Source organism: Nonomuraea sp. NPDC050691 (assembly GCF_040654455.1).
In the GTDB taxonomy this organism is placed as follows: Bacteria; Actinomycetota; Actinomycetes; order Streptosporangiales; family Streptosporangiaceae; genus Nonomuraea.
Map to the genome: position 1 here is coordinate 1 of NZ_JBFAIA010000220.1, position 12,019 is coordinate 12,019.

Here is a 12,019-nt window from a genome sequence, read left to right on the forward strand (position 1 = left end):
CGCCAGGCCGGGCGCCCGCCCCGCGCGGCTCAAGGTCCGCTCCCCCGGCGCGGCCGAGATCGCTGGGCGAAGGCCGCGTTCGGGCGGGTGGGCGGCGGGACAGCAACCATCCGGTCAGCGCGGCGGCGAGGCCGGCCAGCCCGGCCGCCGCGAACCCGCCCGCCGGCAGGGAGACGTCGATCGCCACCCCGACGATCGGGGATCCGAGCGCGAACCCCGCGCTCTGCGCCGAGGACTGCAGACCTGTCGCCTCGCCCCGGACGCCGGCCGGCGCGAGCCGGCTCACCGCGTCGGCCACCGTGGAGAGGGTCGGCGCGGTGAGGAGCCCGGCGCCGACGACGGCCACGCACAACCAGGGCCAGTCGTGGACGAGCCCGGCGGGAATCGTCACCAGCCCGAGCAGGCCGAGCAGCAGCCACGTGGGCAGCGGCCGGGGCAGCGCCCCATAGATCAGCCCGCCGGCGACGGAGGCCACGCCGAACACGGCTACGACCAGAGCGGCCCAGGACACCTGACCTGCTTGTTCGAGTGTGGCGACGATGGCGAGGTCGACGCCGCTGAGCAGCGTCGCGACGCCGAACGCCATCGTCAGTACGGCGATCATGCCGGCGCCCAGCCACTCCCGGCGCGGGGGCCGTCCGGCCGCTCCGGCGTCCGTCTCGTCCTCGGCACGCAGCGGCGGGTTGAGCAAGGCGATCCCGGCTCCGCCTGCCGCGATCGCGGCGCCCACCCCCCACGCCACCACACCGGGGGACGTCTTCGCCGCACAAAGGATCACTACCGCCGGGCCCACGATGTACGACAGCTCGCCCTGCACCGATTCCAGCGCGAACGCGGCCCGGCGCTGTCCCGCCGTCGTCATCGCGGCGATCGCCTGCCTGGTCACCGACTGGGCCGGCACCATCAGCAGACCGGCCGCGAAGGCGGCGCCCAGCAGGATCCCGTACGGCAGGATCGGCACGCTCAGCCAGAACGCGACCTGCGCCCCGACAGTCAGCAGCACCACGGTACGCAGGCCCCGCCAGTCGATCATGCGGCCGAGCAGCGGCCCGCCCAGCGCCAACCCGGCGGTCAGAGCCGCCGCGACACCACCCGCTGCCGTGTAGCTCATGTCCAGGCCCAGCACGACATACATCGTCAGCGCCATCGCGTCAGCCGTGATCGCGGCGCGGGCGAGCAGCGAAACGCCCAGCAGCGATGCCAGCCCCGGCACGGCGAGGACCTGTCGGTATCCGGTCACCCGCGTGACGCTAAGACATCCGCCACGCCATAGGAAGTGGTCGATTTGTTGGAGCTGCCATAATGAATTCTTATGGCCAGAGATCTTGAGACCGCGTTGCTGCGGTCGTTCGTCACGGCCGTGCGGGCGGGCAGCATCAGCCGTGCCGCGACCGCGCTCGGACAGACCCAGCCCGCGCTCAGCCAGCAGCTGCGCAAGCTCGAAAGCGTGGTCGGCCGTCCGCTGCTTCACCGGTCGCCCTCCGGCGTCTCGCCGACCCGGGCGGGTGAGGAGCTTCTGCCGTACGCCGAACGCATTCTCTCGCTGTCCGCACAGGCACTCACCGAAACCGGGCGCGCGCTCACCGGCCACTGCGGCGTCGGGTTGCTCGAGGACCTCGCCGCATCCCAGCTTCCGCAGGCCCTCGCCGACCTCGCCCGGCTGCACCCCGGCGCGACGCTGGAGGTGCTCAGCCTCTCCGACGCCGCGATGCGGGAGGCCTACGACGCGGGCCGCGTCCACCTCGTGCTCGACGAGGTGCCCCACCTTCCCGGCCGGCCGCGCTGGACGGTACGCCGCCCGCTGGTCTGGGCGATCGGCCATGGTGTGGACGTGGCCGCCGACCCGCTGCCGGTGGTGCTGTTCTCGAACACGTGCGCCTGGCGTACGTCACTGCTGGAAACGCTCGAACGTACCGATCGGCCCTGGCGGGTGGCGTTCGAGAGCAACAGCCTGGCCGGTGTGCTCGCCGCGCTACGGGCCGGGCTCGGCGTCGCGGCACTCATGCCCGCGAACCTCGAACCGGTCATGGCCTGCCACGACCCGGACGCCCTGCCCACCCTGCCGGACGTCGAGCTCGGTCTCGCACGACACCCACGGACCGAAGGTGATCCGCTGATCGATGCCGTGGAGACAGCGCTGCGACGCATGATCTGAGTTTCACGGCCGACCCCGGCGTCCCAGCCCGGGGTCACGGTACACATTCGTGTTCTCGCAGGTGGACCGTGTCTCGCGTGTCCCACCGTGTCCCACGGACGGTGCGCGCGACCCGTCGCGATGGTCGGATAAGCCCCGTCAGCACGTACCGATCACCACGTGCCGGCGAAGGACCGAACCGACAAGACAGGAAGTGACAGGACATGAACCGGAACGTCAGCGAGAACCCCCTCGGCGTCGAGAACATCGAGCAGCGCCCCAAGGGACACGCATGGAGATTCACGCTCAACGGCGCACTCTGGCCGCTTCAAGTGCTGTTCGGCTTCTTCTTCGCCGGCAGCGGTTTCGGCAAGGTGCTGTTGTACGACGAAGCTCTGTATGCGGCCGCGCCCCGGGCCGTGGCTTGGTACGCCGCGGTCCCGCAGCCCCTGATCGTCTTCATCGGCGTCTGTGAGGTGCTCGGCGGCATCGGCCTGATCCTGCCGGCGATGACACGAGTCAAGCCGAAGCTGACGCCGCTCGCCGCCGCCGGCCTGACGCTGACGATGATCCTCGCGGCCGGTTTCCACGTCATGCGCGGCGAATACGCGTTGGTGCCCGCGAACCTCCTGCTGGGAGGCGTCTCGGCGTTCATCGCGGCCGGCCGGTGGAAGCTGCGGCCCATCGCTCCCGCGACCATCACCACCTCACACGTGCTCAAGTCGTCCGCGGTCCTCGGCGCACTGGCCCTGCTGGTCTTCGCTCCGACCTGGTACACGATGACCAACGTGACCTTCTGATCACTCCGTTCCGCCCGCCACACCGTCTACCGACGCGTGGCCCTGTCGAAGATCTGGACGAGCTCGTCCGCGCAGCGGTCCGGGTCGTGGCCGCGGAGGAGACGGTCGGCCATCGCGTCGATGGCCGACCGAAGGGCGACGCTCATCAGCTCGTTGCCGAACGCCCTGAACGCGCCCGTACGCCCGTCCGCGAACAGAGTGACCAGCCTGCCGATCGCGGCGTCCTGCTCCTGCCCGCCGACGGGCCCGTGGTTGTAGGCGATCTGTTGTACCGCGCGCACGTGCTCGGGATGGGCGGCGATGAAGGCGATGTTCGCCCGTATGAATGCCTCCAGCTGCGCGCCGGCCGGATCCGCGCCGTGCAGCGGATCTGCCGCGATCCCATCGGCGAGCACCTCTCCTTGGTCATCTCGAAGACCATCAGGCCGCTCGCGTTGACCGGTCGTTTCCCGGAGGTGTTCCAGCAGGCGCCTGCCCTGTGGGAGGCCTGGCATCAGGCGGGCCGCCCGCGCAGCGCCTGGATCCCGACCGCGGTCTCGGCCGTGGCCCTGTCCCATGGGCTGGCAGGCAGCGGGAGTTCGACCTGTGGCGCTCGCGCGCGCTGGAGATGGCCCAGACGGAGGACGCGGCCTCCTCACCGGTCCTGGCCGCCTTCGCCGCCATCGTCGACGCCAGGGTCGCCATCCACACGCGCGATCACTGCCAGGCGGCCACGCTGGTCGAGCGCGCTTTCGCCCCCTTCACCGTGCGCTGGTACGAGGCCTACGCGCGCGCCGCCGGCGCCGAGCCGGCGGTCGTCGCCGGCTTGTCCGGCGCCGCCGAACGGGGCACCGCCGCGATGCCGTACGCCGAGGAGAACGACTGGGCGGCCGCCTGCCTGGCCCGTACCGCGGGATCCTGCACGGCGATCGCGACGCGTTGGCGGAGGCGGCCGAACGATGGACGTCGATCGACGCGCGCTTCGAGCGCGCCTGCACGCTGCGGCTGGAGCGCACCGGCCTACGACCGGAACACCGCAACCCCGACGGGCCGTGAGCGGCCTGGAAGCGACCCGGCCAAGGCAGGACACGGCACAGCCGTGTCCTGCCTTGGCGCAGAGCACCCGGGCCTACTGAACCGACCACACCAGGACGAATGAGAAGTCCGATGTCGTCCTGCGGTTCAGCGGGATATCGATCTTGACCCTGCGAGCGATCTCGTTACGGCTGATGCCCAGACCCTCGGCGATGAGCCGTTCGGGACGGACGGGAACGGGATCGTCGAAGGTGACCGTGATCTGGAGGGGCCACGGCCCCTCGGGGACGGGAGGTGCGTGGAGTTCCCAGCACCCGTCCCAATCGAGCGCGAACCGGTTGCGCCGGGCGATCAACGGGTCGAGAAGGGTGTCCACGACGAGGGAAGGCGCGTTGGCCGAGTAACCGGCCAGCAGGTCGGCCGGCAGCGAGCGGACGGGGACGCGATCGTGGACGGTGAGCTTGCCGGTCCGGCCGCAGGCGACGCAGTTGACCAGGAGCCAGACGTCGAGAAGTTTGCCGTTGGCGTTGACGCGGAACTTGCCGTCGCCGGTGGTGGCGTGACCGGCCTGGCAGGCCACGCAGCGCAGGGCGAGCAGAGGCAGGCGGGTGCGCCGTACGGCCCAGGGCAGCACGATATGAGGATGTGAAGACATGATCTCTCTGAAGACCTGACGGAAGGCATGGAAAACAGAGCCGACGGCGTCGTCGGCTACCGATGCGCAGGGGAAGGTGTCAGGTCTGAAGAGCAGGCGGCGTCATGCGCGCGAAGTCCTCACGTAGGGGTGTGAGCGCCCAAGCTAGACGACCACCATGCAAGGATCCACCCGTTTTCGCGGCCGCCGTCAGTCTCGCTGCGCAACGCGCACCTCGTCACTTCGGGCGGCGAAGGGGAAGCGTGGCGTCTCGGCACCTCTTCAGGGCGTCGTCAGGTTCCACGCGGCGCGCGTTCTTCGGCGTAGCGGGCCAGCCCCTCCGCCATACCCTGGTGCAGCTCGATGCGCGCGCGATAGTTGCGCATCGACGCATTGAACGCGTCTTCGTAGGCCAGGAGGCGTCGCTCGACCTTCTCCGTCAGCCGCTCCCCGGTCACGCTGCGTCCCGTCCGGAAAGCCCGGACGGCACCGACGCCGTCGTCGCCGCCAGGCTCCTGTGAGGGGGTGCGGGCTTCGGCGGTGGTCTTCAGGTTGCGCAGCCATGCGTCGAGGCCCTGGGCGAGGATCTCGGTCGCGAGGGGCACGTTGGCGGGCCTGGGCGGGTCACCGCGCCGGAAGGCGCCGTCGGCGGGCGAGGTGGATGGTCAGGATGAGTGCGGCGGACGCGGCGACGATCAGCCCGGCGAACGCCGGGTGCATGTCCTTGGAGAGGCTCGGCGCGCCGTCGGATCGCGTCAGCCAGATCACGAGCGGGATCGCGTAGGTGACGGTGAGAAGCGCCGCCGCCCGGCGAACCGCTCGGTCGCCGTCCTGGCGGAGAGCGCCGACCAGGGCGATCACGACCGGGACGGCCGCCACCAGGGCGAACTGGCCGATCACCATGACGGGGACCGCCCAGGAGGACACGGTCACCGCCGGCGGGGTGCGCCGGCTGGTGCGGGCAGGTGAGGTGGACGTGGTCGTCATGACGTTCCCTTCGCTTGTTACAGCATCATTCGTTCGTTAGTAGTTATAACGAGACAGCCACGCGGGAGTCAACAGAGTTCGTGATAGCTTCTAACTAAATCTCCACGGTGTAGCTCGGGTAGGGGAAGGTGGCAGGTCAGTGGCGAGGGCAGGCACGGAGACTCCACGTGAGCGTTACCGCACCCAGGTGCGCACGGAGATCAAGGAACGCGCGTGGGAACAGATCGCCACGGCGGGCGCGTCCGCGCTGTCGCTCAACGCGATCGCCAAGCAGATGGGCATGAGCGGCCCCGCGCTCTACCGCTACTACGCCGGCCGCGACGAACTGATCACCGAGCTCATCACCGACGCCTACCGCAGCCTCGCCGACACCCTCCACTCGACCGCCGGCGCGGGCGAGGACCTGGCCGGGCTGGCGCAAGCCCTACGCGCCTGGGCCCTGGAAGACCCCCAGCGGTACTTCCTCATCTACGGCACGCCCGTCCCCGGGTACCACGCACCCGACGACACCACGGCCATCTCCTCCGAGATCATGGCGATCCTGCTCGACGCCTGCACGGCGCTGACATCGGACAGCCCCGCCACACCGTTCGGCACGCACCTGGAAGACCACCGGGAGTGGGCCGGCGACCACCCCGCCCCACCCGCGGCCCTGCATCGGGCCCTGAGCTTCTGGACCCGGATCCACGGCGTCCTGTCCCTGGAACTCGCCGGCCACTTCACCGGGATGGGACTCGACCCCGCCCGGCTCTTCGCAGCCGAACTGGACGACCTGCTGGCGCGCTGAGAGCACCACGTGACGGCCGAATCAGCGGCCGGTCGCGCCGTCGATCAGTTCGCGGAGGATGTCCGCGTGGCCCGCGTGACGGCCGGTCTCCTCGATCATGTGGGTGAGCGCCCAGCGGACGCTGGGAGCGGGGCGTCCCGGCCGCGGCCGAGGGACCGGCGCGGCGAGATCGGCGCACCCGTCGAGCACGTCGTTCGCGCGTTCGACCGTCTCCCGGTAGCGGGCCACGACGTCGGCCACGCTGTCCGCCGGCGCGGCCTGGAACGTCGCCTGCCAGTCGGTGACGTCGTCCCCGAGGAACATCGAGCGTTCGACGAAGATCAGGTGGTTGAGCAGGCCGAGCAGGTTCGTGCCCGACGGCACCGCGGCCGTTCGCACCTGCGGTTCGGGGGCGCCGTCGACCTTCTCGGCGATCGAGGTACGGAGGTAGTCGAGGAATCCGCGCAGGGTGTCGGCCTCGTTGCCTCCGGTCCGGGGTGGCGGGGTGTCGCCGCGGCGGTCGCGGCGCGTGGCCCTGGGCACAGGGGTTTCCTTTCCGCGTCGATGGGAGCGGCGTCGGGAGCGGCGCCGGCCGCCGTGTCAGGCGGTGCGGCGGATGAGCAGGACGTGGTCGATGACCTCGGCGGTGCACCCGCCCGGTCCGGTCGCGATCCGGCGGGGCGCGTCGGCCCGCTCGACCGTCCATGTCGCCGGGTCCAGATCGATGCCGGCGGCGACCTCGCGCGGGCTCGGGTACCGGACATCGGGATCCTGGTTCCACGACCACGGCGCGGCCGAGCCGTGGTCCACGACCAGCAGCCGCCCGCCCGGGCGCAGCGCGTGCGCGGCGGAGCGCAGGACGGTTGCCCTGTCCAGGTCGAAGGGGGTGTGCAGGTAGTGGGCGCTGATCAGGTCGTGGCCGCCCTGCGGGAAGGACCCGCGCAGGTCGTGACGTACGGCGACGACCCGGCCGCCGAGGCCGTGTGAGCGGGCGAGGGCGGCGAGCCGCTCGACCGCCACGGCCGAGACGTCGGCGGCGGTGACGTGCCACCCCTGGCGGGCGAGCCACAGCGCGTCACCGCCGTCGCCGCATCCGAGGTCCAACGCGTCGCCGGGCGGCAGGCTCGTGACCGTCTCGGTGAGGCGGGCATTGGGCCGCGGGTCGGCGGCCGCCCGCCGGGCCGCGTGGACGCCGTCCCAGAACGCGACCGCATCGGTGGTGTTCATCAAGACTCCTCTGTCGGGCTGCGCCCAGTCTTGCCAGGCGCGCCGCGACTTGGCACGAAATCTTGCCGTTCTGGCAAGATGGCCGCGTGGATCGCAAGACGGACGACGACATCCTCGACGCGGTGGGGCCGCGGCTTCGCGCGCTGCGCCGTGAGCGCGGCATCACCCTCGCCGACCTCGCGGCGACGACCGGCGTCTCGGAGAGCACCCTGTCCCGGCTGGAGAGCGGGCAGCGCCGGGCGACGTTGGAGTTGCTCCTGCCGCTGGCTCGCACCTACGACGTTCCGCTGGACGACCTCGTCGGCGCGCCGCGCACCGGCGACCCCCGGATCCACCTCAAGCCGATCAAGCGGTTCGGAATGATCTTCGTGCCGCTGTCCCGGCGACCGGGCGGGGTGCACGCGTTCAAGATGATCATCCCCGCCCGGCCGGAACCGCTCGAACCGGCCCCGCAGACGCACGAGGGCTTCGAATGGCTCTACGTGCTCACCGGCCGCCTGCGGCTCGTGATCGGCGAGCGCGACCTGACGTTGCCGCCCGGTGAGGCAGCCGAGTTCGACACGTCCTTGCCGCACTGGCTGGGCAGCGCCGATGGCGGCGTGGTTGAGCTGCTCATCCTGTTCGGCCTGCAAGGGGTGCGTTCGCACGTACGCACCGACCCTCGCCGGCCGGCCTAGCTCCCGGCCGGCCGCGTCATCCGATGACCGTGAGGCCGAACGTTCCCTGGCGAGGGACGCGGAGGGCGTGGAAGCGGCGGGCGCCGTCGCGGAAGTAGCGCACGCCGCCGGCCGCCAGGGTCGCCTGCAGGGGGGGTGCCCCAGCGGAGGCGGATCGTGATGCGGCCCCGGCGGAGGTCGAGGCCGTCGGCGGTGGCGGTGGTCGTGCCTCCGAACGCGGCCCGGGTGCCGTCGGTGAAGGTGAGGACGTCCGTGGGATGGAGGACGAGGGGGATCTGCTCGGTGGGGGGCGGCGTTCGCCGTGACCGTGCGCCGGATCGTCCGGCGGGTGATCAGGACGTCCGTGGTGACGTTCGCGTTGCCGGAGCGGATGCCGAGGGCGGCGGGGGCCCGGCCGCCGGTCCACTCACGGCCGCCGGGGGCGCCGCGGAAGTAGACGGCGGGCAGCGACCCGTTGGAGTCGGGCGCCCGGCCGGGGAAGACGGTGGACCAGCAGGCGTAGTCGTTGTCGTTGAGCCCGCAGATGATCGTGCCGGCGTCGGGGTGCCACGGGAACGTCAGGCCGGTACGGGCGCGGGAGGCGCGGGTGCCGAAGTAGCCGCCCAGGTACAGGCCGGGCTTGCGGACGTACCGGAAGTCCTGGCCGCGGTCCCTGCGCAGTTCGACGAAGTCGTCGCGGCGCAGGTGGGGCAGGTCCGCGATGGCGGCGGCGGCTACCTCGATGTGGGTGCCGGGCTCCCCAGCTACCTGGACGACGACCGCACCCACTGGCGCGGCGTCGCTCCGATCCCGAAGAAGCCGCGCGGGACCCAGTCCCTCGTGGTCGACAAGGTCACGGATCTCGACCTGGAGCCGGTCCGCGGCGCACAGGGCTTGCCGCAGCAGCGGGCCGGGCGGCCGCGCGTCCCGGCCTGGATCGGCGCGGTTTCGTCGTACGCCGTGGTGCTCGCCGTGTACCTCGTCGTCGACAGCCATCCGCGGCGGATCAAGGTCTGGGTCACCGAGATCTTCGATTGACGGCCCCAGGTTCGCGCTCAGGCTGCCCTACTGGAAGGGACCGCGCACTGTGACGCCGCACGCGAGACCCCTCCATCTCGCGGTGAGTCAGGGCCGCTCTGCTCATTCCCTGTCACTGGTGGATGCCGCCCATGTGCCGAGGTGACCAGCGGCGCGCAACCCTCTTCCGCAGATACAGCCTTCCAGATTGACATTGCTAGCTATTTCAGTCATGTTTGAAATTACTAGCTAGCTTGTAGGGAGCGAGCCATGGAACATGTGACCTTCAACAGCCTCGGCACCCGCTGCGCGGGGGATCTCTACCTGCCCGAGACGAGCGACCCGGTCCCCGGGCTGGTGCTCGGCCACAGCGGGGTGATGGTCAAAGAGGCGCTGGCGTTCTTCGCGCCGCACTTCGTGAAGGCCGGCTTCGCGGTGCTGGCCATCGACTACCGCACGGTCGGTTCCAGCGAGGGCGAGCCGCGCGGCCTGGACTACCCGGAGCGGCAGGTGGAGGACTTCCGCAGCGCCGTGTCCTACCTGCAGACCCGCCCCGAAGTGCAGCCGGAGCGGATCGGGGTGTGGGGGGTGAGCATCGGCGGCTCGGTGGCGGCCCAGGCCGCCGTGCTCGATCGGCGCATCAAGTGCGTCGTGGTGCAGAGTCCGAGTGTGTGGAACGGATGGCGGTACCTGGAACGCCTCCTGGGCCGCGCCGGTGTCCACGCGCTGCGCGACCGACTGCAGCAGGACTGGCAGCGGCGCTACGAAGGCGGGCAGAGCGCTCGCGTGCCGCACCTGGCGCTGGAGGGCGACAGCGTGAAGGACACGCCGGACATGTCGACCCGCCTGTTTCCGGCCTACCGCAACGAGAAGACCCTCGACTCGGCCGAGCACCTGCTCACCTTCGCCCCGGAGAACCTCATCCACCGGCTCGCGCCGACACCGCTGCTGATGATCGCCAACGGCGGGTGGGACCCGTACCACGTGCTCGAAGAGGCGCAGAGCGCCTTCGCCAAGGCGGGCGAGCCCAAGCGGCTCGCGGTGCTGCCCTACGACGTGCTCGGCCTCTACACCGGCCCGGGCCTGGAAGAGGCGATGGCGCTCGCGATCGGCTGGTTCGACCTCTACCTGCGCAGGACCCGGCTCGCGGACATCACCCCGACACCCACCTACGAGTCGGTGGCCGCCATGACACAGTGAACCGGCACACGATCACCAATGGAGGACGCGACCATGAGCACTGAGGAACAGCAGGACCGGCTGCTCCGCTGGGTGGAGCGGGTGGCCGCCTTCTGCGTCGAGGAGTGGGGGCTGCCGCCCATTACCGGACGCATTCTCGGCTGGCTCATGATCTGCGATCCGGCCGAGCAGTCCGCCGGCCAGATCGCGGACGTGATCCAGGCCAGCCGGGCCTCACTCACCTCGAACATGCGCTTCCTCACGGCCATCGGCCTGGTCAAGAAGGTGAGAAGGCCCGGCGATCGCGTCTCCTACTACCGCATTGAAGACGACGCCTGGCAGAAGGTCATCCAGCGCAAGCTCGAAAGCCTGAGCGCGTTCGGCGAGATCGCCGACGAAGGGCTCGACATCGCGGGCGGCGAGGGACACCGCACCGAGCGCATCAAAGCCGCCCACGACTCTCTGACGTGGCTGCAGAACCTCGCGGCCCGTCATCCGCTACGCCGTTAAGGAACCCCCATGCACCGCTGGCAACCCAAGCTCGGGCTGATCCAGGAAACGCTGCTGCTCACTCTCCACGCCAGAGCCCTGGACGCCGGGCAGCCCAGCCCGATCCTCGGCGACACGCTCTCCGCCGACCTGGCCGCCACCATCGATTACGACTTCGGCAAGCTCAAGGTCAAGCCCAACCTCGTCCTCACCACGGCACTGCGCGCCAAGAAGCTCGACGACGTCGTCCGCGCCTTCATCGCCGCTCATCCCGGATGTGTGGTGCTCGACCTGGGCTCCGGCCTGGACACCAGGATGTTCCGCTGCGATCCCCCACCCGGCGTCGACTGGTACGACATCGACTTCCCGGAAGTGGTGCACCTGCGGGCCGAATGTCTGCCCGGCCGTTCCCACCTGGTCGGAGCCGACCTCACCAGCTCCGACTGGCTCACCGCCATCCCCGGTGACCGGCCGGCGATGATCGTCGCCGAGGGGTTGCTCCCCTTCATGCCCGGCGACTCCTTCCAGGCGATGACCCGCGCGCTGGCCGGCCATTTCCCTTCGGGCGAGCTCGCGCTCAACGGCTACACCTGCTTCGCCGCCTGGGCCATGAAGTACCACCCGACCATCAAGGCACTCGGCATCAAAGCCGCCCAGGGCTTCGACGACCCACGCGAACCCGAGTCCTGGGACGCCGGCCTCGAACTGATCGAGGAGCAGATCCTCACCCGCGCTCCGGAAATAGCCCGGTTCCCGCAACCCCTACGCGCGCTGACCCGTCTCACCGCCCGCAGCACGGCCTTGTCACGGCAAGGGGCACGCATTCTCCGCTACCGGTTCTGACCCCGCCGGCGGCAGTCGCGACAGACATCGTCCTTCAGCTTGTGGACGTGCCGCCGAAGGCGGCTGAGGCGGCGGCACGGAAATCAACGCGAGTGCGCCCGCTCAACGAAGATCGCGCACTATCAGCGAGCCGGGCGAACGAGCCTTAGCGCACGTTTCCGTTCCCCCACACTCCGAGGGCCGGATCGTGTCGTGCCGACTCCAGCACGAGCTTGGTCAGGCGGCCCAGCAGCCCGTTCTCACCCCCCAACTCCAGGCCCTCGGCGCGGGCCT

Annotated in this window: 16 protein-coding genes; 9 read left to right on the top strand and 7 right to left on the bottom strand. The window is 70.5% G+C overall.

The features are described from left to right. The coding region (locus AB0H81_RS40215) for an MFS transporter (RefSeq protein WP_358386300.1) at positions 1–1,240 on the bottom strand (1,240 nt) is incomplete at its 3' end. A 72-nt stretch (positions 1,241–1,312) separates the two neighbouring features. On the opposite strand from AB0H81_RS40215, the gene AB0H81_RS40220 reads away from it, so the two are divergent. Next, positions 1,313–2,155 (top strand): LysR family transcriptional regulator, encoded by an 843-nt coding sequence (locus tag AB0H81_RS40220; protein ID WP_358386302.1) that lies wholly within the window; start codon positions 1,313–1,315, stop codon positions 2,153–2,155. Between the two features lie 203 nt (positions 2,156–2,358). Then, positions 2,359–2,934 carry a DoxX family protein gene (locus AB0H81_RS40225; RefSeq protein ID WP_358386304.1) on the top strand — a complete coding sequence of 192 codons (576 nt, stop codon included), beginning with the start codon at positions 2,359–2,361 and terminating at the stop codon, positions 2,932–2,934. Positions 2,935–2,960: 26 nt separating this feature from the next. Here the strand turns inward: AB0H81_RS40225 and AB0H81_RS40230 are convergent, their stop codons facing one another. Then, positions 2,961–3,329 (bottom strand): hypothetical protein, encoded by a 369-nt coding sequence (locus AB0H81_RS40230; RefSeq protein ID WP_358386306.1) that lies wholly within the window; start codon positions 3,327–3,329, stop codon positions 2,961–2,963. A 212-nt stretch (positions 3,330–3,541) separates the two neighbouring features. Here AB0H81_RS40230 and AB0H81_RS40235 point away from each other — a divergent pair, with 212 nt between their 5' ends. After that, on the top strand, positions 3,542–4,072 hold the full coding sequence (locus AB0H81_RS40235) for a hypothetical protein (protein ID WP_358386308.1): 531 nt from the start codon (positions 3,542–3,544) through the stop codon (positions 4,070–4,072). Here the strand turns inward: AB0H81_RS40235 and AB0H81_RS40240 are convergent. From AB0H81_RS40240 to AB0H81_RS40250, 3 genes are all read right to left on the bottom strand, one after another. Then, on the bottom strand, positions 4,043–4,582 hold the full coding sequence (locus AB0H81_RS40240) for a DUF1062 domain-containing protein (protein WP_358386310.1): 540 nt from the start codon (positions 4,580–4,582) through the stop codon (positions 4,043–4,045). The two genes, AB0H81_RS40235 and AB0H81_RS40240, sit on opposite strands and share 30 nt — an antisense overlap. Positions 4,583–4,875: 293 nt before the next feature. Then, positions 4,876–5,187 carry a hypothetical protein gene (locus AB0H81_RS40245; RefSeq protein ID WP_358386312.1) on the bottom strand — a complete coding sequence of 104 codons (312 nt, stop codon included), beginning with the start codon at positions 5,185–5,187 and terminating at the stop codon, positions 4,876–4,878. A gap of 19 nt (positions 5,188–5,206) precedes the next feature. Beyond that, a complete protein-coding gene (locus AB0H81_RS40250) occupies positions 5,207–5,569 on the bottom strand; it encodes a hypothetical protein (protein WP_358386315.1) in 363 nt (120 codons plus the stop codon). A 139-nt stretch (positions 5,570–5,708) separates the two neighbouring features. On the opposite strand from AB0H81_RS40250, the gene AB0H81_RS40255 reads away from it, so the two are divergent. Further along, positions 5,709–6,356 (top strand): TetR/AcrR family transcriptional regulator, encoded by a 648-nt coding sequence (locus AB0H81_RS40255; protein WP_358386318.1) that lies wholly within the window; start codon positions 5,709–5,711, stop codon positions 6,354–6,356. A gap of 21 nt (positions 6,357–6,377) precedes the next feature. Here AB0H81_RS40255 and AB0H81_RS40260 read toward each other — a convergent pair whose 3' ends face one another. Both AB0H81_RS40260 and AB0H81_RS40265 read right to left on the bottom strand, forming a co-directional pair. Continuing rightward, positions 6,378–6,878, bottom strand: a complete 501-nt coding sequence (locus AB0H81_RS40260; protein WP_358386321.1) for a DinB family protein — start codon at positions 6,876–6,878, stop codon at positions 6,378–6,380. A gap of 57 nt (positions 6,879–6,935) precedes the next feature. Then, positions 6,936–7,562 (bottom strand): class I SAM-dependent methyltransferase, encoded by a 627-nt coding sequence (locus AB0H81_RS40265; protein WP_358386323.1) that lies wholly within the window; start codon positions 7,560–7,562, stop codon positions 6,936–6,938. A gap of 86 nt (positions 7,563–7,648) precedes the next feature. Between AB0H81_RS40265 and AB0H81_RS40270 the strand changes: the two genes are divergently transcribed. From AB0H81_RS40270 to AB0H81_RS40290, 5 genes are all read left to right on the top strand, one after another. Then, a complete protein-coding gene (locus AB0H81_RS40270) occupies positions 7,649–8,239 on the top strand; it encodes an XRE family transcriptional regulator (protein ID WP_358386326.1) in 591 nt (196 codons plus the stop codon). Positions 8,240–8,782: 543 nt separating this feature from the next. Beyond that, positions 8,783–9,256 (top strand): hypothetical protein, encoded by a 474-nt coding sequence (locus AB0H81_RS40275; protein ID WP_358386329.1) that lies wholly within the window; start codon positions 8,783–8,785, stop codon positions 9,254–9,256. A gap of 249 nt (positions 9,257–9,505) precedes the next feature. After that, positions 9,506–10,435: an alpha/beta fold hydrolase gene (locus tag AB0H81_RS40280; protein WP_358386332.1), complete on the top strand. Its 930-nt coding sequence runs from the start codon at positions 9,506–9,508 to the stop codon at positions 10,433–10,435. 33 nt (positions 10,436–10,468) lie between these two features. Beyond that, a complete protein-coding gene (locus AB0H81_RS40285) occupies positions 10,469–10,924 on the top strand; it encodes a transcriptional regulator (protein WP_219520053.1) in 456 nt (151 codons plus the stop codon). A 9-nt stretch (positions 10,925–10,933) separates the two neighbouring features. Next, positions 10,934–11,746, top strand: a complete 813-nt coding sequence (locus AB0H81_RS40290; RefSeq protein ID WP_358386334.1) for a class I SAM-dependent methyltransferase — start codon at positions 10,934–10,936, stop codon at positions 11,744–11,746. Positions 11,747–12,019 lie beyond the last annotated feature (273 nt).